Here is a 21,661-nt window from a genome sequence, read left to right as displayed (position 1 = left end):
TTCATTTTTGTAGTAGGAAAACGATCCCGGCCAATATTCCCAGTTTTGTCCGCAGTATACGTAATGCCCCGTTGATCTGTTTGGAGATATTGTTCTCGGTCACCTGCAGTTCTTCGGCGATCTCTTTGTAAGACATGCCCGCACGCCTGCTCATCTCGAATATTTGCCGCATTTTAGGTGGCAATGCCTGGATCTCTTTGTCGATCTGAGCTTGTAATTCCCTTTCCCTGACCCGTTCATCTGTCGGGGCATGTTGCGTTTCGATGAATTGCTGGAGGGAGTCGAGGTATTTGGAGGCCACTTCCTGGTGCGCGAAGAGGTCGAATACCTTGTTGCGGGCGGCGGTGTAAAGGTAGCCGGCAAGGTTGGTGCTGATTTGAAGTTTTTCTCTTTTCAGCCATAGGTTCACAAAGATGTCCTGTACGATATCTCTCGCCTGGTCCTCGTCCCGGAGTTTTTTGTAGGCATGCGTGTAGATAAGGTAGAAATACCGGTTATAGATCTCGTTATAGGCGGCATGGTCCGACCTGGTCAAAAGATCGACGAGTGTATGGTCTAAAAGGGTTTTGTAACTGGCCATCCGCTAACACCTCCTTATCAGTTGTGGAAGCCTCAGCGTTGACGCAAAAACAATAGGGCCGGAAACCCACCTGTCATGTCTCGTGGCTCTGGTAAACCAAACCTCCTTAGAGGCTGTCTCCATGACATAAGCGAGCTCCGGCCCTATAGATATATAGGGTGCGGAACCACACTTACCGTCGCAGACTAAAATTTACCAGATTTTCGAGGCGAGGCTTGTATGCAGTCCTATGCTTGCTTTATTAAGTTGAGCAAAGGTATGCTATCTAAAATTATTAATGCCAAGATAAGTAAAATGTGATATATATGTCACCTTTGGCGACATTTTTTTGTATCTTTTTATAGCTGGATGGCGGGTGAACCTAATATTTCAGCAATTGAGCAGTATGTGATTGATTTCGTGATCAAATTACGGCACAAGCACAAATTAAGGCAGGAAGATATTGCTATAATATTGGATGTAGATCGAACCTTTATCACCAATGTTGAAAATATAGAAAAGCCGGCTAAGTATAATTTATCGCATATTGATAAGCTGGCAGATCATTTCCATCTTTCCCCAAAAGACTTTCTTCCCGATAAACCGCAAAATTATATTTGATCTGGGCGTTCCCTTCGGTCAGGCTCTTGTTACAAGTCCTCGTTCCTGCGGGCTTTTCACGCCGATCCTTAACGCGTTTTCCTTAATTGAAGATGTCTTACGAGTAAATTAGAAGCCTCCTCCCAATTATCTTTGTTTATTAAAGATGAATTCAATGATCATTGAACTGAAGTTTATAAAATGTCAATTGGAAAGTAATAATAAATAGTTATCCTTTATTTAATTGACTAAATAATGTTCAAGTTGCTAATCGCTAGTGCGCTTGTGTCAAATGCTTTGATGCCCATATTAACTTGATGCGGGGATAGAAGTTGAACCATTGCAAGAAGAGACGACCGAATTCGATGTGTATATATCGACTTTAAAGTGTTGTTGAATGTTGATGATGAATAAAAGGGTAACGCCTGTCGTATATAATGTTCAAATCAATCGCCGGTATCAGTTCAAACCAGCCAGGCCCAACCAACTTTTCGCAAACCAGTTTTAGGCGATACAGATAATCACGCTTACGTTTGGCTTCGACCTTAAGTGGGTTCTCTTGGACTTATTTTTGCTTCTCTTTCTTGCCATTGGTTGAAACTAGGCTATTACAAAAATAAGATGTATTTATAAATCTGCACATCGTTTAATAATTGGTTTACAGATCTTTTAAGCGTCGAGATACCCATAACTGATGATACTCGTTCAAAACTATTAACAGTGTTAAAAAAAATAACAACCAGCTTGAATTGCTATTAAGTAGCTTTGTAACAATTAATTATTTAATCCTAACCCTGTTACTGCACATTGTGCCATAAATATTATTACCGATGATCGAAGATAAAATATCTCAACAGTCCGACGCGGACATCCCGGAAAAGATATTCAAGCAATTTATTGATGAATTAAGAGGAGAAGACTTACCACCTTTTATTGCTGATAATCTTGAGCAAGTGTTATTGACCGACGGTATTGTTAATGAAACGAATTAACGCGATGCTATTACTATAAAAGAAAAAAATGATAAAGGTCAAAAGTCTTAAAATAGTAGAGTTTAGAGGCATTAGAGACCTTGAAATCGACTTTAATTCTAAAAACTTTGCTGTTTCCGGACGCAATGGTACAGGAAAAAGCGGTATTGTTGATGCACTGGAATTTGCTTTGACTGGCAGCATTTCTCGTCTTGCTGGTGCAGGAACAGGTGGCATATCTTTAAAAGAACATGCTCCACACGTAGACTCGCGAAAAAAACCTGCATCATCAAAAGTTATTGTTAAAGTACATTTATCCGAGATAAACAAAGAAGTTACCATCGAAAGGTGCGTTTCAAACCCCGATGAACCTACAGTCGTTCCCTCGTCCCCTGCAATACTGGGTGCCATTAAGGAAGTTAGCAGACACCCGGAATTTACGCTATCGCGACGAGAACTGATCAAGTACGTGCTAACAGGTCCTGGAGAACGGGCAAAAGAAATACAGGCATTGCTCAGGCTGGAGAAAATTGAACAGGTGCGCACGCTGCTCCAAAAAATTGCTAACGCAGACAAACGTGACATTTCACCATTGGCCACTATCCGAGATCAAGCAAAGCAACACCTACTTACCTCGCTTGGCCTTACATCAGCGAACACAGAGCAAATCCTTAAAATTGTAAACGAAAACCGCAAACAACTAGGACTTTCGGAACTCACAGAATTTAATAGTACAACTTCCTTCCGTGAGGGTTTAAACGTTACTAAGCAGGAACAACAAAGTGTTATTTCTAAAGTAACTGCTTTAGCAAATTTGGCCAACTTGCGACAGCAATTAAAATCCTACAATGAGGGAGCTCTAACAGACGCTTTTGACGAAGTCATCGAAAGAATTGAGGTTTTGAACGTAGACAAAGAACTGCTCAACAGCCTTAATAAAGAAAACTTTTTGAAAACCGCCCTCGCCCTGGTTGAGGATGAACATTGTCCCGTATGTGATACAATATTTGAAACACTGGAATTAAAGGCTATTATCGAAAAGAAATTGCGTGACCTGAAAACTGTTGCTAACCAGCGCAAGGAGATCGAAGATGAATTGGTTTCATTTAAAATACAACTCGATCAGCTTATTTATCAGCTACAACAAATTAAAGGCTATGGAGCATTACTAATTCCGAAAGTTGAGATTACCGCTATTGAGCAATACCTAGTCGCTTTACAAAAAAAGACTAAAGCCATTGCCGCATTTTTGCCTATAGAAGATTTAATTAGTGAATTGGGCGATTATGGTTCAGCTCCTGTGGAACTTGAACCCGTTATAGTTGCGCTCGAAAATGGTGTTAATAACATACCAGAACCATCCAAACAGGATGCTGCTAAAGAGTTTTTGATACTTGCAAACGAAAAACTAGACGCTTACCGTTCGGCCGCTGCAACTCATAAACACGCTGAAGAGAAAGAAAAAAGAAGTGCTTCCATATCAAAGAAATATGGAGATGTGGTTACTTCGGTATTAGAGCAATTATACAAGGATGTTGAAGCGAAATTTGCTGAATATTACCGTTTTATTAACCAAGATGATGAATCAGCCTTTACCGCACAGTTGACAGCATCAGCAGGTAAATTAGCTTTCAATGTAGATTTTTATGGCCGTGGATATTTTCCGCCGGGTGCATATCACAGTGAGGGACACCAGGATGGAATGGGGTTGTGCTTGTATTTGGCATTAATGAAACATTTGCTGGGAGATAAATTCACATTTGCGGTGTTGGATGATGTATTAATGTCGGTCGATTCGGGGCATCGCCGCGAAGTCTGCAAGCTCCTTAAAGAAAAATTTCCCAATACGCAATTCATCCTAACCACCCATGATAGTGTTTGGTTGAAGCATATGAAGACCGCTGGCCTAATACAATCTAAATCATCATTACAATTCAGAAAATGGGACGTAGATAATGGCCCGAACCAATGGAATGATAAAGATGTATGGCAGGAAATAGAAAACCACCTGTCATTGAATGACGTGGGAAGTGCAGCCTACGTATTGAGAAATTACCTTGAGTACATGGCCACGGAACTTAGTCATAGACTGAGAACTCGAGTCGAATTTCGCGGCGATGCACAGTTCAGCCTGGGTGACCTTTTGCCACCAGCCACCTCTCAGTTTTCCAAATTACTTGGTGACGGTATTAAAGCAGCAAAATCCTGGCAAAAAATTGACCTGGAAGAACAACTTAAGCAGCGGAAAATTGCGTTCGATCGTTTGGTAACCAAATCTATGGTAGAACAATGGCAAACCAACTCTTCTATTCATTACAATGAATGGGTGAACTTACAGGCGTCTGAGTTTAGGCCCGTTGCAGCTGCTTTTAAAGGGTTAATGGAAGGTTTTTCTTGTACCGATATTGGGTGCGATTCAACGCTTTATGTGGTACCGGAGAAAGGTGAAAGGGAAATGTTGCGTTGTTCATGCGGCTCAGTAATGATCAATCTTAAAGTAAAATAGCGCCCATCTCTAAGTGAAAAAATATCAAAGTAAAGAAATAGGAATATCTGTAGTTAAGTCACTGTTTAGTGCTGTTCCTTGGGTTGGCGGTCTTCTAAACGAAGGTTTTTTTGATTACTGGGGGAGAGTGAAGCAAGGACGCCTGAATAATTTTACGCAAATGCTTGCTGAATACTTTTCTGAAAACCCGGATATCCAACCGGAAACAATCAGAACGGAAGATTTTTGTGACCTATTTGAGTCAGTGGTGCGAAAAGTTTTACAAACTAAATCAAAAGAGAAACACCTTCGTTTTCGCAGCATTCTCATTCACCAGATACATCATCCGAGTGCAGATGCAGGCAGCGTAGAAATTTGTCTGGAACTCATAGCAAGCTTGGATGAGGTCGCCATTTCTATTCTTAAAGCGCATTTGGAATGGCATAACGCCTACTATCCGATCAAAGCTGAACAGCAAAAGGTTTTGGACGATCTGGAAGCTCAAGGGAAAGAACTTAACGAGTTAAAAATCAACGCTGCCGTGAACCAAATGCGAATTGATGAATTGACAAAGGTGTATAACGAAAACCAGGAAATAAAGGAAGCTTACAATCAAAATATATTAACTCTTCAAACTTTCCGGGAAGCAAATTATTTCCAACTAACAGACGCTGAATATTTATATTATAAGCAATCGTTGTACGCTAAAGGATTATTGATCGACAAAGGAATGGGTACTTACAGTGGTAAGATATTTTACTATATGTGGCTCACGGAATTTGGTATACGGTTTCTTGAATTTATAGTATACAATTAATCTAAGACATTCATTTTTACGAAAAATCGTGCCCCAAACTAAATAATAACAAATTATAACACCACAGACAGATCGATGATACGGTTAACTTTGTATTACATAATTAATCAAGGCCCTCTGTTTAATTGGATGAATCCTTGTCCCAAAATTTTACTGATTTATAACGACCATCTTCTTTCCAAACCAAATATTTTTGTGTCCGCCTTAGAAAAAGAATATCTTTCTCAGTTTTCAAAGTCGTTCGTTTAAACAATTCAATAAACCAAATCATTTGATAACCGGAAGTTTCAAGTCCGCTGTCAATCTTATCCGCTAAAATAAAGGTAAGCTTTTGTTCATCTTTTGTTTCCAGGTCTTCAGTATTGGTTACGAAACCGATGGTTTGATCATCCTTGTCTTTTAGTCGCTTCCCTTTTAATTGCTCAATTCCGGTAATTTCCCGTACTAATTTGGATGGGAGAAAATAATACAGTTCATCGTTATTATCCGATTTTATAACCTTTATGATTGAATGGTTAAGCCAGCAATCTTCATCGTCAATAACCAATTCTGTCTTACTGCCATTTTCAACAAGGAATTTATTCGCAACGATATTACTGGGGTTTTGATAAAAACTTCCTGAAGTATGAGCGAATAAAGTATCTAAACCGCTTGTAAAATAAATAGTTTTTGGTGATTCTTTAATGACCTTCAAAAGATCATTAAACTCGGATGGTTTAATAAGGATAGCATTTGCGGTAAGCCTACCATATACAACGCCATTTTTATCTTCGAGCATAACTTCATTGTACAGGTGTGTCCAGTCTTTACCATTATCGTCCCTATGATTTAACCAAGACGGCAAATTCAGATGTGGCTTTCCATCGATCTCATGCCGGATATTTTCGGTAAGTGAATCATTCAAAGCAACCGTCTTAACGAGGTTTTCCGGGATCACCCAAACCGGCGGAGAAAAATCATAGTAATCATTTAAGAGATTACCGTTATGCATAATGCCTTCCGACGGGTTGGGCAAATTCGTTAGTGCGCTATAAGTTTCAACAAAATGGTTATGCTGAACTAATTTCAGGTGCTCAGAAAGATACCCCTGTAGATAATACACGGACTGCCACACGTATTTTTCGGCAAAATACATGATGATGCCTTTTTCACCATGTGAGGGTAAATGGGCCATTGTGCCGGTGGTGTCTTTAAACCCGAATTTTTCTCTGATCCAGGCAATGGCCGCACCACAAGCCCAAATATGTGGCGAGAGGTTATCCAAATTGTAATTCACAGCGTAATCTTTCAAAAAATGGATAGCATGACAGTCTTCTTCTTTGAAAACTTCTGCATTATAGCTGTCCTCTAAAAACGCTTTATAACCATCATCAATAACATACCAGGCCAGATCGCTGATAATGGGATAAAATTGCTCACCAGCTTTAGAGAGGACATCTTTCGCTAATGGAATGAACCTTACCTGGTCAAAATGTAACGGCCTTGCCTTTTGTGCACCTTCGCTGGTAAGCACCCCATTTTCAAAAGCCTTTTCTACAATACTCCTGAATCCTTCCCGTATACGGCTGCTGACAAAACGGTCGCGATTTTTAAAGATATGTTCGATAGCCCACTCCGCAATTATTTTGATATCATCCGCTTTTTTTAAGGTGTGGGCTAAACCAAGCGTTACAGAGGCAAGGTCTTCTATAGTTTGCGTATCATCCAGTTCTATCATCAGGGACAATAATTTTGTCCACTCTGTGATATTTAAATTTGCCCAGTTCAGTAACGATGACCTGATCTCCCGGCGAAAGCTTCGGTTCGGAGAAGATAAGCACCATGCATAAATCAAAGGCTCCTGGTCGAAAGTATCAAATGGATAAAGGGATGTATCATAGTTGGCAAACGGGTAAATAGCTGATTCTAAGCCAACATAGCTATCTTCATTTCTTTGGCGGCGATCTGCCCAAAGAAATTTATCACGTTCAAAAACCGTAGGAATAGCGATAAGTTTGCGATGTAACCACATCGCGTTAAAATACGTCCGTAATTTTGTTGCCGGCCTGATCAGTCTGATAAACAAGTTTTGCTGGTGCCAATGCCCTGATTGAAGCCACTGGGTTACTAATGCATCATACTGTTGACCGAGCGATTCGCTGGCCACCGCCAACACCACCATTTGTAATCCCGGAATGGAATTTGGTTCCAGGTTGTTAGACAGATAGCCGTTTTCGCCTACCAATTTTCCTGTTTTTAAGAAAACTCTTTTCAGGATAGCTTCTATTATCGTTTCATTGGGAAAAATGGCCTCGGGGTCTATACGGGGTGTGCTTCGCGGGGCAACCAAGCCGCTGATAATAATTTCAGGGATATGATCGATGCGGCCCTCGATTATGCTCTTGTAAATATTCTCTGTAATAACGTGCTCAATAATGGACTGGTATGACACATAATAAATGGTCTCATGCGTTTTGATAATATCGTCTACAGCCACATGCCCGGCGGTTAGTACCGCTCTGTCTGCCAGGAAATCAAGCATGTGTTCTAATTCAGAATAAGTGAGCGACGGGATTTCTTTGGTTAATATTCCTAACAGCGCTGTTCTTTCCAACTTGTTTTTATTATAAAATTGATTGGCAATTACAGTCAGCACATCGGACACCGGTGCCGAAGAATGCGAAAAACTCCTGTCGCTGCTGTTTTTAAATTCTTCATCTAATACGTTGATCTTCTTGATAAGCAGCGAGCGGAGGTCAGTATGCACATCTTCTCTTGTAGCAAGGTCTTTTCCCTGGTACAACTCGCTGAACAGTTTCAAAGCGTACAAACTCTCGATACGAGCCATTACCGATTCACTGACATTCCGAATATTGAAATGTTGCGGGCTAAAATATATCTGTGCTGCATCCCAAACAGATACATCGCCATCGTCCGGCAGAATAACATGTTCAAAGGGAACGTCCTCGGAAAGCCTTTCATGATCGTTGAAGTATCCACGGGCTGAAAATAGAAACCTTAATCTTGGATATTCTTTAACCAAATTCTCCGTGTCATTGATACGGTCATACCAATTTACCCAGTGGTTCACATCTTCCTCCAACCCATCAACAGCGATGAGTACAATTGCCGTCTTTTTCTTATTGGGAGCTTCGAGTGCGAGCCTGCGCATTTCAAGGATTGCTAAAGCCTCCAGTGCAATAAAAAGTTCGTCAGCATTTCTTTCCGGGTATTCCAATGCCGCAGAAAGTATTTGTGTCCAGTTGTTACAGGGCGTGCCTTTCGCCGGCGTTATCAGGGCTGGTTGGTTACCGGCAAGGTGTTTTGAAGTGCAAAACGCCAGTCCTTGCGTTTTGCCCGTACCGGGGCCACCAAAAAGAATCTTAATTTTGCGCTTTAAATGGTCGCTCAATGCTGTCAAATATTGCGTTACGTGAATTTTGTGAATTTCATCAAGCGCATCAGATAGTTTTTTGACCAATGGCCGCTGGACATTGGTTGGCCTGTTACGGTCTAAAGCCAATTTTAAATTCCAAACGCCATATTCCGGCAAGGCCTTCAACTGAACTTCCTCTTTGTTTTTTTCAGTTGCATCCTTTAAAAGCATGATGTTGGCCTGGTGTTCCCCGAAACTGATGATTACATTTTCGAGGCCTTGTTTTAGCTGCTCGTCGTCTTCGACCGTGGGAATATAATGCTTGATTAAATCCTCAGCCTGGCTTAACCGCGTGGAGAGTTTATCCAGTTTCAGATTTAAATCTTCTTTAAAATCATCGCCCAGACATAATTCGTCGTAATGCGACGCAATAACACCCTCTGCATTTAGATCAGGGACATACCGCGCTTTTAGCCAGGCGTGTTTTTTTTGATTTGAAAATTTGCTTCTGAGCTTCTCTAAGGTCAAAAAGTTCCTTCCAAACCAGTAAGGTTCGATGAACTGGCAATCAGGGTTTTCTAATTGTTCAAGTAGTTGGTTACTAAACCACCAGGTTATTTTGAGATCAGGATATGTTTTTTTGACGGTTGCTTCCATGGCCTCAATCCGCTGCTGCTCATCATTAGCTGTAATCTTTTTGCCTTTAGTGCTTTTTTTAGCATTGATTTTTTTAGGCAGACAAATTATATACTCAATGATCTCAGGGCGTATTTTCAAAGCGGTTAAAATGGATGCTTTTATTTTACCAATCTGGCCGGCAGTAAGTGCGGTGCGGAACCATTTCGCCTGTAAACCAATCGTGCCATTTTGAACTACACCGTAAGCTTCTACACCACCATCGCCTCCAGCACCTGATATTGCAAAGAACTCGGATAATTCACTTTTATAAAATCGACGCAGGTGATGCTCAAAGATCTGAATACAAAATGCTTCAAAAGCATCTTCATAACTATCATTGTGCGGATTAAAGGCATTCCAGTTCATTTTTTAAAGATAGCTAACATAAGGCTCTTGAAAAAATAAAGCGTCTAAAGGCTACGGTGTAAACCTTTCATAGTCGAGGAATTTGCTATGAATGAGAATCATTACAGAGTTTTGCGATTTAATAGTAGAAAATATCCAAAAAATAGTAAAACTGTTATATAATAGATAACTGAACATTATCACCTTACTATTTAATTTATAACGTATGCATAAATTACCAGCAGAATTAATGTTTTTCGCGTGTCTATCCGGGCTGTCCACGTAATATGCCATCATCGAAACATTAACGGGCTTTGATGCAGAAAAGCAGGTCGACATATCGATAGCATCGGGCAGGCAGGGGTCTTAACTGGTGAACTTTTGTCATTCAAGCCTTGCGTTTGCGGAACAACAAATCAGTGCGATACCTTATCTCAGCCTCTGAATCCTGCCGAATTATTGCTCGGTCCTATCATAAGGATTATATATTTATATACCTAGTGTGGCTGCCGAGATCGAAGATCTGTCATTTTAAAACTGAAAAAATTTCATTTGGCCTGCAATTTTTTCAGTGGTTAGCCGATGTTTTGCACATTGGCACAGCGCTTGATCGTTCTTTACCAGTTTAATTAATTATAAGTTTTGATCATTATTAAATTAAGGAGGAAAGACCTATGACACTGGTTAAATTCAATTCTGACAAACGTAACAATGGTTCATTAATGCCAGGCTTTAATGACGTGTTCGATTCCATCTTCAACGACACCTTTTTTAATGACCGCCTGACCAGCCGGGTGCCTGCGGCGAACATCAGTGAGACCGAGGATCATTTTCATGTGGAACTTGCCGCGCCGGGCCTGAAAAAAGAGGATATCAAGCTGAACCTTGACCGAAATGTACTGAGCATCTCGGCAGAGCAGCGTACTGAGAATGGCGATCAGCAAAAGAACTACAGTAAACGCGAATTCAGCTACGCATCCTGGGTGCGTTCCTTTACGCTGCCTGAAAGCGCGGATGCCGAAAACATCGAGGCTGCTTACACGGACGGTGTATTAAAGGTCGATATCGCGAAACGCGAAGAAGCTAAAATGGTGCGCCGCCAGATCGAGATCAAGTAAAATTAAGTGTATCGTTTATTGAGAGGCCCTGCTTGCGGGGCCTTTTTATCATTAATAGCTTATGGAAGATCGGTTCTCTTTATTGCTCAGTTTAAGAACACCGGACAGTTTTATGGTATTCGGTGAATTCGGGATCGGCGATGACCCGCTGGCGGCAGCGGTTCTGTTCGACAGCTTACAGGGGAACGAGGCCCCGTCCGGAACGGCTCTGTTACATGTCGACCTGATGGAAAAAGATGGCTTGCTGCCGGTGAAAGTGCGGACAAAATGCTGTTGCCTAAACGAACTGGCCGCTAATTGCAAATTGATCACCCGCGAGGTTTTCCGCCAAAAAAATCTGAAGGCATATGAAGAATAAAAAGATCATGATACAGGCTTTAGTGATCGCGCTCGTGATCATAGGGGCCGTATGGGAGCTTACGGGCTTTATCTCCGGACATGGCCCTTCAGAAAACGCCAAACAATTGCGGGCCGCTGCCATTGTATGCTGGCTGGCCAATATACTGTTCCGCAGGCCGCAGGATGATGATGACTGGGCAGGCCAATATTAATAAAAAGCAGCCCTTAACGGCTGCTTTTTATTTGGTACTAAGTTTGAAAACTGTGCTATTAGGCATCTGAAAATCCGGATGCTCAATTATTTTCAAGCCCGCGGCCGGTTTTGTGCTGTAATTCCTCGATACGTTTAGAAGCTTCGGCCTTGGTCAGGCTTTCATCGAACGCTTCCCCTGCTTCTGTGCTCAGCGTGGTCAAATAGGAATGCTGGGCACCGGTCATCTTTTCATCTCCGGTCGTCCAGTTGTCCGGATCTTTAATGGTATTTGAACCTTGGTTCGGTGTTTCATTTGTGAGGCCCTCATCATCCCTGAAAAGTTTTTCCTCCTTATCGTTGCTCGGTATCATGGCTTGCTAATTTATTTAGTAACAATGATCCGGCAGTTGAGTTTTAAAAAAATGCAGGCCTGTTCATCAAACATTACTTCGTGGCGGATGCACGGTCTTTCAGGCCAGCCGTCGGGTATCAATAGCCGGGACCCACTCCTCATGCCCGCAGCGGTCACAAGCTGTCGCCTTGCTCAACTTCGAGACCTTACCGCAAAAGGTACATGCATATGCTCCGCGCTTGACGATGTGCTTTGTGCGCTCGCTATAAGGCTTAGGGAGAACAGGCAGGCCAGGCCTGACATCCTCATCGCTGTAATAGTAAAAACTGACCTGCCCGTTAGTTTCCAGTAGGGCGATACGGACCTGGCCGACATGTTCGATGCTGGCCGCACGCATCTCGGCAAAGAACTCGTCTTTCGCAAAAGCCTTGTGGCTTTCTTCTTCCATCGTGAACATCCCATCCTCTATGATGTACATAGGGTCGCCCTCCAATAAGCTTTCTATTTTTTCGTTACGGGCAGCAAAATAGGTCAATAACCGGTACACCCCGAGGATCAGGGCAAAGACCAGTAATGACGGGAGGATCGCCATGTCCTTATTGAACATGGGGTCGCCGGCGGCTGAACCCAGCGCGATGATGATAGCCACCTCGAAGATCGTGAGCTGCCTGACCCCTTTCTTGCCAGAAAGCCTTAACAGCAGCAATACAAAGAGGAACATGAGTACCGTCCTGATCGCGATCTCCAGGGCATAGGGAAGATCGAGGTCATTGATAAAAATGGTGTGCCAGTCTATAGCCATTTGAACAGAGATCATTTTATAGGAACACGGCATACCGGTTTTTGTTATGACCGGTCAGCAGAAATGACGCTCAGTGCCTGGCCACTTTAAAAATATCGTTCTCATGTCTTTTTCCGGAATACCTTTAGCGCCCTGGATCTGTATTTCATGCTGAAAAACCGATCTTGTGACAATTGGCTATTGGCAGGACGAGGCACCGGCTGATGTGCCCGAAAATTACTTTGAACATTTCGGCCTGCAAATAGACCAACAGAACCCCGCAACAGGCCGAATAGAAATTTACCCTTAACTAAAAAAAGAGGTGCTGTAGTATGAATTTTACTAAACCATTTAAACAGCAAATGCGTACTTAGGAAATACCAAGTTTCGAAACTTAGAACCTGCTTCATTATTTTTTATGCCATATAACGGATACATCATCGCCGAAGCCATACGCCAGAGGAGGCTCAAAGTAAATTACTCACAGGAGTATGTGGCCCAACAACTCGGCATATCTCAAAATGCCTATAGTAAATTTGAATTGGGCCAATGTAATATCACGCTGATACGAGCCTTACACGTCTGTGAAATTTTGGGCATCGGCCTCGACGAACTCTTGCTGCCGGTATTAAAAGTTGCCTGAAATAGTAGCTATCTTGACATCTGGCCGCTTTTTGTTTTAATTCAAAACATCTGTGACAGGTGATCCGGTTGCCGGTCGATCGTGATAAGGGCGGCCTAAAAACCAAATATAAATTATATAGCTTTAAGGTAGCGTTGCAGTACGCGAAGGGACGAGCAGTGTAACACCTTTTCATCGATCCTATAACAAGATCATCTATGGCCGTTTACTGATACACATTATCACCAAAAAAGTTGCTTTTGTAGTTGAACCACTCAAACATTTGCCATATTTCCGGCGTTTACCACGGCGTGCGCATAATTTCTATTATTTAACTTAAGATCTATAAAAATTGTCTGCAGCGTCCTATACTTTCCTTAACGGTGGCGGCCAGGCCGGTGGCCTGATCAGGGCGATGGATTGGACCGCTACGGCTATTGGCTCGCCGGAGCAATGGCCCGACAGCTTAAGGTCAGCGATCAGTATCAGCCTTAATTCCGGATTTCCGATCGCGATCTATTGGGGGCCGGAATTTACCCTGCTATACAATGATGCCTGGAGTTCCATTCCAGGGGATAAGCACCCCTGGGCCTTGGGTAAACCGGGTGCCGTAGTGTGGCCGGAGATCTGGGACGGGTTGAAGGACCAGTTCCATGCAGTTCTGAAGACAGGGGAGTCGATCAGGCAACCTGATGCCCTGTTGTTAATGAACCGTTACGGCTATAAAGAGGAGTGTTATTTCGATTATACGCTGTCACCCATCGTAGCTCCGGATGGCAGTGTCGGCGGCGTGTTCAATGCCGTTATCGAAACGACCTACCGGCATATCAACGAACGCCGGAATGCGCTTTTGCTTTCTTTTTGGGAGAACCTGAACCGGTCGGACAGTGTTGCCGAGGCGGCCGAACTGATCTGCGCGATCCTGGGCCTTGCAACTGATGATATCTGTTTCTGTGCGCTTTTTTCGGGCAGCGGGCCCGAAGGCCATCCCGTATCGCTAAGCGGGCATCTGTCGATCCCTGAAGAAAGCTTACCCTTTATTTCCTCGCTGATAGAAAGTACGGCGTTTTCGGGAATACCATTAGCCGTCAATGACCTGGATGCGTGTTTGCCCGGGCCTATAATGAGTTCATATAATGAGCCGGTCAAAGAAGCGGTTATCGTGCCTATTTCCAACGGCGACACGCGGCTCAGGGGCCATATGGTATTGGGCGTTTCCCCCCGCAAACGCCTCGATGATGACTATATGCAATTCATGGAGGCGGTGGGCCGGCAGGCGGGTACGATCCTCAATAATGCCTATGCGAAAGAGATCAATGAGGCTTACCTGCGGGAGCAGGCCCTGAACGAGGAACTTGGTGCAGCGAATGAAGAGCTCACGGCCACGAATGAAGAATTGCATCAGGCCCAGCAGCGGTTGAATGGCCTCACCGATGAATTAGAGGCCCGGGTCCTTGAACGCACCCGGGAACTGGAAGAAAGCTATGAAGAACAGCAGGCGTTGAACGAGGAGATCAACGCCGCCAATGAGGAACTGACCTCGGCGAACGAAGAACTCGCGGCCACGAATGAAGAGTTAGGCGAAACACAAAAACATTTGCAGCGTACGCTTGCCGGGCTGGCGGAAAGTGATGAGCGGTTCCGGAACCTGGTCAGGGATGCCTCGGTCGGCATTATCCTGGTCACCGGAAAAGACCTTACGACACTTATCGTCAATGATACTTACGCGAGGCTGATCGGCCGTACGGTAGCGGAATTAGAGAACAGGCCGCTCTTCGATATCATACCGGAAACTGCAAGTACCTTCAGGCCTGTGATAGAAAGGGTGCGTGACAATGGGGAGCCGCTTTACCTGGCCGATCAACCATATATGGCCTACAGTAACGGCGGCATGATCAATGGCTTTTTGAATGTTACTTATCAACCCTACCGCGAATCCAGTGGCCAGGTGACCGGCGTCATGGTGTTATGCCAGGACGTGACCGAGCAGTTCATCAGCAAGCGTAAATTGGAGCTAAGCGAAGAGCGCTTCCGTTTTATGCTCAATGCGATACCTCAGCAGGTCTGGACCGCGACCCCTGACGGCGCACTGAATTACGTGAACGAGGTGGTCGCCGGGGATTTCGGCGAGGACGGGGCCGCGATCGTTGGGCAGGGTTGGCAGAAATTCATACATCCTGATGACGTAGCGGCTACGCTGAGTATGTGGGAAAAGGCATTGGCCAGCGGCCGGGAATACCAGGTCGAGTTCCGTTTGAGGATGAAGAACGGTAATTACATCTGGCACCTCGCCCGTGCAGTACCCTACCGGGAAAATGGCAAGATCGTCTCCTGGCTGGGTACTAATACTAATATCGAGATCCAAAAAAGTAATGAGCAAAAAAAGGATGAGTTCTTATCGATCGCGAGCCATGAACTGAAAACACCCCTTACCAGTATCAAGGCCTTTAACCAGATCATGCGCCGGATGAATAAAGCGGAGAACCTGGGCACTTTCTTGGAGAAATCGAGCCATCATATATTCCGATTGGAGAAACTGATCAATGACCTCCTTGACGTGACGCGGATCAATGCAGGCAAGATGGTTTACGATATCCAGCCGTTCAGCTTCAGGGAAATGCTGCTGGAATCTATCGAGAGTGTGCAGTTGAAAAGTGAACGGCACGCGATCATTTTAGAAAAGGCAGATGATGTGGACTTTTCCGGCGACAGGCTCCGGCTGGAACAGGTCATGAACAATATCCTGACTAATGCTGTCAAGTATTCTCCCGAGGCCACCCGGGTCGTCGTTAACGCAACGGTGCAGGATCACGGTATCGTTGTTTCCGTTCAGGATTTTGGGATCGGGATCGCCAGAGAACATATCGAACATCTTTTTGGCCGGTATTACCGGGTCGATAACACGGCGATGCGCTTCGAGGGCCTGGGGCTTGGGCTCTATATATCCTCGGAGATCATCAAACGCCACAATGGTACTTTATGGCTAGAAAGTGCCGAAGGCGAAGGTTCTACCTTTTTTTTCCGGTTGCCCCTCCAAACCAATGAGGAAGATCGTATCACGGAGTCTGAGGGTTATTATAACGACCGGTCGATAACCATCGAACATAATGTGGCACTCTCCAGGCTGGATGTTGACTGGAAAGGTTTCCAAACCGTTGAAAGCGTGCAGCGGGGCGGCATGAAAATGTTGGAAATGCTGAAGAGGGCCGGGGTCAGTAAAGTACTGAATGACAATACTCACGTTCTGGGAAGCTGGTCAGAGGCGTCTGACTGGGCCGCACAGGTCTGGTTCCCGCAAATGGCCGCAGCCGGCCTGAGATATTTTGCGTGGGTCTATTCGCCCAGCACATTCAGCCGGATGTCCGCAGAAAAAGCTGCTGATACCACGCCGGGACTGGTCGAGACGCGATTCTTTGGCGATCCGGAAAGCGGTGCTGCCTGGCTCGAAGAGAAAGCGTAACTGTTCATAACGAGAAATATTCAAGCCACTAGTCGGTCAACTGGTGGCTTTTTTTATTGATGTCCCTGACATGATGAAACCTTAACGCGGTTCAGAATACCATCCGCCGTAACCACACATCAGTGGGAAGACATATCTTGCGCTTAAAATCACGACCAGGCCAAGCCATAGCCTTGGTTTATTTTCTTTTGTAAGCCCTTTCGGCAGCAGGATGCAGGAGAATACAAGGGCGTGAAAAAATAAAACGAATAAGATGATGCTTTTGAAGCTAAAGTTAAATGACATGCAATGCTTGTGGTCGGCCTGAAAATATTGACTCGATCTGAAGTTGTAGGCTAGTATTTGCTAATTGAGGGGCGAATTATTGTCAAATAAATATCATTTTGGTTTAATTTAATACTAAATTATTATTTATAGAACAATTATATACTAAAATTGCTTTCTCAATAAAAACTTAGTGGATACATCAAAGGTCGCGGTCATCGGTTCCGGTTTTGCAGGTTTAAGCGCAGCAGCATATTTGTCCCGTGCGGGATACCGGGTCGATATATTTGAAAAAAATGAAAGCAGCGGCGGCCGTGCCAGGCAAGCTTCTCAGCAGGGTTACATCTTTGATATGGGCCCGAGCTGGTATTGGATGCCCGATGTTTTCGAAAGATTTTTTGACGATTTCGGTTATCGCCCGGGAGATTTTTATGAATTAAAAAGGCTGGACCCCGGTTTCGTGATGGTATTCCCTGAAAATGAGGCGCTGGCGATCCCTGACAGATCTGACGAACTATATACACTATTCGAAAGTGTGGAGGCCGGAAGCGCTGAAAAATTACGGGCCTTTTTAAAAGAAGCTGCTTACAAGTATAAAGTCGGTATGGATAAGCTCGTCTACAAACCGGGCCTCTCTTATTTTGAATTCATCGATCTGGACCTTTTTAAGGGGATCTTTAAACTACAGGCCTTTACGAATTTCCGTGATCACGTACGCAAGTATTTTTCACATCCAAAGTTGATCGCGTTGATGGAGTTTCCCGTGCTTTTTCTAGGTGCCATGCCCGAAGATACACCTGCATTGTACAGTCTGATGAATTACGCAGGCCTGCAATTAGGTACCTGGTACCCAATGGGAGGGTTTGGAAAAGTGTCTGAAGCTATGAGAACCATATGTGAACGCCAAGGTGTTCGTTTCTTTGAAAATGAACCGGTGACATCATTGACGGTATCAGGACGAAAGGTCTCCACCGTGCGAACTCCATTAAGGGAGGCCGGTTATGATGGCGTCCTTGCAGCAGCAGATTATAACCACATCGAACAGCGATTGCTTCGGCCGGAACACCGTAATTATGCTGCTGAATACTGGGACAGCCGGGTGTTAGCACCTTCAGCGCTGATCTTTTACCTGGGCCTGTCATGCAGGGTAGATAAACTGGCACATCATACCCTTTTTTTTGACACCAGCCTCGAAAAACACGCGCATGAGATCTATAAGCGCCCCCAGTGGCCGTCAGATCCGCTTTTTTATGTTTGCTGCCCGTCCCGTTCTGACGATACGGTCGCACCTGTCGGACATGAGAATGTATTTATCCTGATGCCCCTGGCACCCGGCCTTGATGATAACGTGGCGCTTCGTGAGCGCTATTTTGAGAAGGTCATGGACCGTTTAGAGCGTTATGCAGGTTTGCCATTACGCGATAAAGTAGACTATAAAAGATCTTATTGTGTAAACGATTTCAAGGCCGATTATCATGCTTATAAAGGTAATGCCTATGGCCTGGCAAACACCTTAAGGCAAACCGCCAACCTTAAGCCTGCGATCAGGAATAAACATATTGATAACCTTTTTTACGCAGGCCAGTTAACCGTACCCGGCCCTGGCGTGCCGCCATCGATCATCTCTGGAAAAGTCGCTGCCGGGCAACTGATCAAATACCTCAAGCAAAAGAAATGAAAGAACGGTTCGATAAATTATCAGCGCATTGCAGCCGTGCAACAACCCGGCTCTACAGCACGAGCTTCTCACTTGGGATCTATTTCCTGGGTCAGGATATCCGCGAGCCTGTCTACGCGATATATGGATTTGTCCGGCTTGCTGACGAGATCGTCGATAGTTTTCACGACTATGATAAAAAGACGTTATTGTCGGAACTGCGCGCGGATTGCTTTCTGGCGATCGAACGCGGGATCAGCGTCAACCCAGTATTGAATTCCTTTCAGATGGTCGTTAATCAGTACCGCATACCTCACGAACTGATCGATCAGTTCTTAAAAAGCATGGAAATGGACCTGGATGAACAGGTATATACGCCGGACAAATACGAAGAATACATTTTAGGCTCCGCGCAGGTGGTCGGGCTGATGTGCCTTCAGGTCTTCACGAACGGTGACCCTGAAGATTACGGGCGGTTAAGGGAAGCGGCAATGAAACTGGGCTCTGCCTTCCAGAAAGTTAATTTCCTGCGGGACTTAAAGGCGGACCATATCAGCCTGGGACGTACCTATTTCCCCGGAGTAAATATGTCCTCGTTCTCTGACTTAGATAAAAAAGCGATCGAGAGAGATATTGAAGGCGAATTTAGGGATGCTTTACGCGGGATAAAGCTATTGCCTCGTTCCTGCCGCAAAGGCGTGTACCTGGCCTATGTTTATTATCTTAAACTTTTTAAAAAGATCACCTGCCTTCCGCCTGACCAATTGATGAGCACAAGGATACGTGTTTCGAACAGCCGCAAGCTTTGGTTAATGGCAGATTCGCTGGTGAGGATAAATTTGAATGTGTTATGAAATTGATCTTATTTTCAGTTTTCCTGTTAAGTGGGTTGATGTGGTCCCAGCCGGCTGATATTTCAAAGGTCCGCCAGCTATACCAACGTGCGGCTATTTCGGCAACCGACGCACGCATCCTTAAAAATTTATTAGTAGATGTCGACAGCAATTCCACGCCTTCCTTGTATTGTTATAAAGGCGCAGTTGAAATGGTGCAGGCTAAATATAGTATAAATCCCATGGTTAAACTGGAAAGCTTCAGCCGTGGAAAAGCCTGGATCGAACACGCGATCAGCAAGGATACGGCTAACTTAGAAATGCGGTTCATCCGGTTCTCTATCCAAAGCAACCTACCGGCTTTCTTAAATTATCGGGCAGCCACTGGTATGGACCGGAGGTTCTTATTAGAACACCTTCAGGTAACCCCTGATACCGAATTGAAAACCATGATCGTTAACTATTTAAAGACCTCTGCAAATCTTACAGCTGCGGAATTGAAAGGGCTAAGCAATTGATAGAAGAAGTGATGCTGGTGGATCATGATGATCAACGAATCGGAGTAATGGAAAAGATGGAAGCCCATCTTAAGGGAGCGTTACACCGTGCTTTTTCCATCTTCGTGTTCAACAGTTCCGGGAAGTTGCTGTTACAGCAAAGAGCATTGGAAAAATACCATTCCGGCGGCCTTTGGACCAATTCCTGCTGCGGCCACCCGCGGCCGGGAGAAGATGTTCTGGATGCCGGTAAACGGCGATTGATGGAAGAAACAGGGCTAACTTGTGAATTGGAAGAATTATTCACTTTCGTTTACCGCCATGAATTCCCTAATGGGCTGACCGAATACGAATATGACCATGTGCTGATCGGTTTTAGTGACGAAGCCCCCCGGCCTGATCCCGCAGAGATCGCAGATCACTGCTATCAAGACCCGGAAAAACTGTCGGTAGCTTTAAAAGAACAGCCGGAACTTTACACCGCCTGGCTGCAAATATGTTACGACCGGGTACTGGAAACATTTAAACAAAAACAAGGCGCATGAACTGGCTGATCTATACTTTGACCGTTTTGGCGGCCTTCCTCGGAATGGAAGGTGTGGCCTGGGTAACCCATAAATATATTATGCATGGGCTTTTCTGGACATTGCATCGCGATCACCATCACAAAGAGCATTTTGATTTCCTGGAGCGGAACGACCTGTTCTTCCTGGTCTTCGCGATCCCGGGTATCGCTGCGCTGGCAGTTGGAACCCTATCCCATTTGCCGCTTTGGACCTGTATCGGTTCAGGGATCACGCTTTACGGCGCATGTTACTTTTTCATTCATGACCTGTTCATCCATCAGCGTTTGAGGGTATTACGGAATTCTAATAACCCTTATCTGAAAGCGATCAGGCGGGCGCATAAAATGCACCATAAGCACTTGGGGAAAGAAGATGGGGAATGTTTCGGAATGTTATGGGTGCCGCTGAAATATTTTAAGGAGGTCAAAAAGGAGAAAGCCATATGAGATTCACTTATTTGCTGATCGATTTTTTTTCATTCCTCTTTCCGTTTTTGTTCTCTTTTCACCCCCGGCTGAAGTTTTACAAAAAATGGCACGCACTATTCCCGGCTATGATCATCACCGGGGCGCTTTTTATCTGCTGGGACATTTATTTTACGCACCTGAAGGTTTGGGGTTTCAACCCCGATTACCTGACCGGGCTTTTCGTTTTCAATTTACCATTAGAAGAAGTATTGTTCTTTTGGTGTATTCCTTATGCCTGCGTATTTACCTATGCCAGCTTACCTCAAAAAGGGTTCGGTAAAACAGCCGAACTGCTGCTCAGTATACTGCTCGTTGTAAGCTCCATATTGTTGTCCGCCTTCCATTATAAGCAACTGTACACCGCCTCAACTTTTGCGGCATTGGGGATACTGATATTTGCAGCGCGCTTTGTGCTGCATGTTTCCTGGTTATCCCGCTTTTACCAAACCTATCTGCTGCTCTTACTTCCTTTCCTGCTGGTCAATGGTTTGCTGACCGGTACGGGGCTTGCCGCCCCCGTTGTTTGGTATGACACCAAACAGATATTCGGCCTGCGCGTCCTTACTATCCCTGTTGAGGATGTATTCTATGGCATGTCCCTGGTGCTGCTCAATTTGATGATTTATAACCAGATACTTCAAACGCAATACCGTCAGGCTAAGAAAGACAGGAAAGCATTATTAATAATGGCCTAATTAAAAA

20 protein-coding genes are annotated in these 21,661 nt (G+C 44.4%); 16 read left to right on the top strand and 4 right to left on the bottom strand.

Annotated features, from left to right (window positions below; genetic code table 11):
* Position 1: 1 nt before the first annotated feature.
* Positions 2–580 (bottom strand): RNA polymerase sigma-70 factor, encoded by a 579-nt coding sequence (locus tag BC343_RS30635; RefSeq protein WP_078351623.1) that lies wholly within the window; start codon positions 578–580, stop codon positions 2–4.
* 348 nt (positions 581–928) lie between these two features.
* Between BC343_RS30635 and BC343_RS30630 the strand changes: the two genes are divergently transcribed.
* From BC343_RS30630 to BC343_RS30620, 4 genes are all read left to right on the top strand, one after another.
* Positions 929–1,180, top strand: coding sequence for a helix-turn-helix domain-containing protein (locus BC343_RS30630; protein WP_078351622.1), 252 nt, complete (start codon positions 929–931; stop codon positions 1,178–1,180).
* Between the two features lie 809 nt (positions 1,181–1,989).
* Positions 1,990–2,151 carry a hypothetical protein gene (locus BC343_RS31190; protein ID WP_156088786.1) on the top strand — a complete coding sequence of 54 codons (162 nt, stop codon included), beginning with the start codon at positions 1,990–1,992 and terminating at the stop codon, positions 2,149–2,151.
* A 28-nt stretch (positions 2,152–2,179) separates the two neighbouring features.
* Positions 2,180–4,636: an AAA family ATPase gene (locus tag BC343_RS30625; protein ID WP_078351621.1), complete on the top strand. Its 2,457-nt coding sequence runs from the start codon at positions 2,180–2,182 to the stop codon at positions 4,634–4,636.
* Positions 4,637–4,649: 13 nt separating this feature from the next.
* Complete coding sequence (locus BC343_RS30620) at positions 4,650–5,432, top strand: hypothetical protein (protein WP_078351620.1); 783 nt, start codon at positions 4,650–4,652, stop codon at positions 5,430–5,432.
* 121 nt (positions 5,433–5,553) lie between these two features.
* Here the strand turns inward: BC343_RS30620 and BC343_RS30615 are convergent, their stop codons facing one another.
* The gene (locus tag BC343_RS30615) at positions 5,554–9,831 is read right to left on the bottom strand and encodes a hypothetical protein (protein WP_078351619.1); all 4,278 of its coding nucleotides are present in this window, start codon (positions 9,829–9,831) and stop codon (positions 5,554–5,556) included.
* Positions 9,832–10,484: 653 nt separating this feature from the next.
* On the opposite strand from BC343_RS30615, the gene BC343_RS30610 reads away from it, so the two are divergent.
* From BC343_RS30610 to BC343_RS30600, 3 genes are all read left to right on the top strand, one after another.
* Complete coding sequence (locus BC343_RS30610) at positions 10,485–10,928, top strand: Hsp20/alpha crystallin family protein (protein ID WP_078351618.1); 444 nt, start codon at positions 10,485–10,487, stop codon at positions 10,926–10,928.
* A 61-nt stretch (positions 10,929–10,989) separates the two neighbouring features.
* On the top strand, positions 10,990–11,286 hold the full coding sequence (locus BC343_RS30605) for a hypothetical protein (protein ID WP_143822413.1): 297 nt from the start codon (positions 10,990–10,992) through the stop codon (positions 11,284–11,286).
* Positions 11,276–11,479, top strand: a complete 204-nt coding sequence (locus tag BC343_RS30600) for a hypothetical protein (RefSeq protein WP_078351616.1) — start codon at positions 11,276–11,278, stop codon at positions 11,477–11,479. Before BC343_RS30605 ends, BC343_RS30600 begins: the two co-directional genes overlap by 11 nt.
* An 82-nt stretch (positions 11,480–11,561) precedes the next feature.
* Here BC343_RS30600 and BC343_RS30595 read toward each other — a convergent pair whose 3' ends face one another.
* Both BC343_RS30595 and BC343_RS30590 read right to left on the bottom strand, forming a co-directional pair.
* The gene (locus BC343_RS30595; RefSeq protein ID WP_078351615.1) at positions 11,562–11,831 is read right to left on the bottom strand and encodes a DUF3072 domain-containing protein; all 270 of its coding nucleotides are present in this window, start codon (positions 11,829–11,831) and stop codon (positions 11,562–11,564) included.
* A 99-nt stretch (positions 11,832–11,930) separates the two neighbouring features.
* Positions 11,931–12,614: a DUF421 domain-containing protein gene (locus tag BC343_RS30590; protein ID WP_078351644.1), complete on the bottom strand. Its 684-nt coding sequence runs from the start codon at positions 12,612–12,614 to the stop codon at positions 11,931–11,933.
* A 166-nt stretch (positions 12,615–12,780) separates the two neighbouring features.
* Between BC343_RS30590 and BC343_RS31855 the strand changes: the two genes are divergently transcribed.
* The 9 genes from BC343_RS31855 to BC343_RS30550 all read left to right on the top strand — a co-directional run bounded on the left by BC343_RS31855 (position 12,781) and on the right by BC343_RS30550 (position 21,654).
* A complete protein-coding gene (locus BC343_RS31855) occupies positions 12,781–12,903 on the top strand; it encodes a hypothetical protein (RefSeq protein WP_262493488.1) in 123 nt (40 codons plus the stop codon).
* Between the two features lie 108 nt (positions 12,904–13,011).
* Positions 13,012–13,236 (top strand): helix-turn-helix domain-containing protein, encoded by a 225-nt coding sequence (locus BC343_RS30585; RefSeq protein ID WP_078351614.1) that lies wholly within the window; start codon positions 13,012–13,014, stop codon positions 13,234–13,236.
* Between the two features lie 331 nt (positions 13,237–13,567).
* On the top strand, positions 13,568–16,675 hold the full coding sequence (locus tag BC343_RS30580) for an ATP-binding protein (protein WP_078351613.1): 3,108 nt from the start codon (positions 13,568–13,570) through the stop codon (positions 16,673–16,675).
* Between the two features lie 457 nt (positions 16,676–17,132).
* Positions 17,133–18,617 carry a phytoene desaturase family protein gene (locus tag BC343_RS30575; protein WP_078351612.1) on the top strand — a complete coding sequence of 495 codons (1,485 nt, stop codon included), beginning with the start codon at positions 17,133–17,135 and terminating at the stop codon, positions 18,615–18,617.
* Positions 18,614–19,450, top strand: coding sequence for a phytoene/squalene synthase family protein (locus BC343_RS30570; RefSeq protein WP_078351611.1), 837 nt, complete (start codon positions 18,614–18,616; stop codon positions 19,448–19,450). The genes BC343_RS30575 and BC343_RS30570 overlap by 4 nt, the downstream gene beginning before the upstream one ends.
* Positions 19,447–19,947, top strand: coding sequence for a hypothetical protein (locus tag BC343_RS30565; RefSeq protein ID WP_078351610.1), 501 nt, complete (start codon positions 19,447–19,449; stop codon positions 19,945–19,947). Before BC343_RS30570 ends, BC343_RS30565 begins: the two co-directional genes overlap by 4 nt.
* Positions 19,944–20,471: an isopentenyl-diphosphate Delta-isomerase gene (gene idi, locus BC343_RS30560; protein ID WP_143822412.1), complete on the top strand. Its 528-nt coding sequence runs from the start codon at positions 19,944–19,946 to the stop codon at positions 20,469–20,471. Before BC343_RS30565 ends, idi begins: the two co-directional genes overlap by 4 nt.
* On the top strand, positions 20,468–20,938 hold the full coding sequence (locus BC343_RS30555) for a sterol desaturase family protein (protein ID WP_078351609.1): 471 nt from the start codon (positions 20,468–20,470) through the stop codon (positions 20,936–20,938). The genes idi and BC343_RS30555 overlap by 4 nt, the downstream gene beginning before the upstream one ends.
* Positions 20,935–21,654, top strand: coding sequence for a lycopene cyclase domain-containing protein (locus BC343_RS30550; RefSeq protein WP_078351608.1), 720 nt, complete (start codon positions 20,935–20,937; stop codon positions 21,652–21,654). Before BC343_RS30555 ends, BC343_RS30550 begins: the two co-directional genes overlap by 4 nt.
* Positions 21,655–21,661: the final 7 nt, after the last annotated feature.

The sequence above is a fragment of the Mucilaginibacter pedocola genome (genome assembly GCF_002013915.1).
GTDB classification, from domain to species: domain Bacteria; phylum Bacteroidota; class Bacteroidia; order Sphingobacteriales; family Sphingobacteriaceae; genus Mucilaginibacter; species Mucilaginibacter pedocola.
Note: the sequence above shows the minus strand (reverse complement) of the source record. Positions and strands in the feature narration are given on the sequence as shown.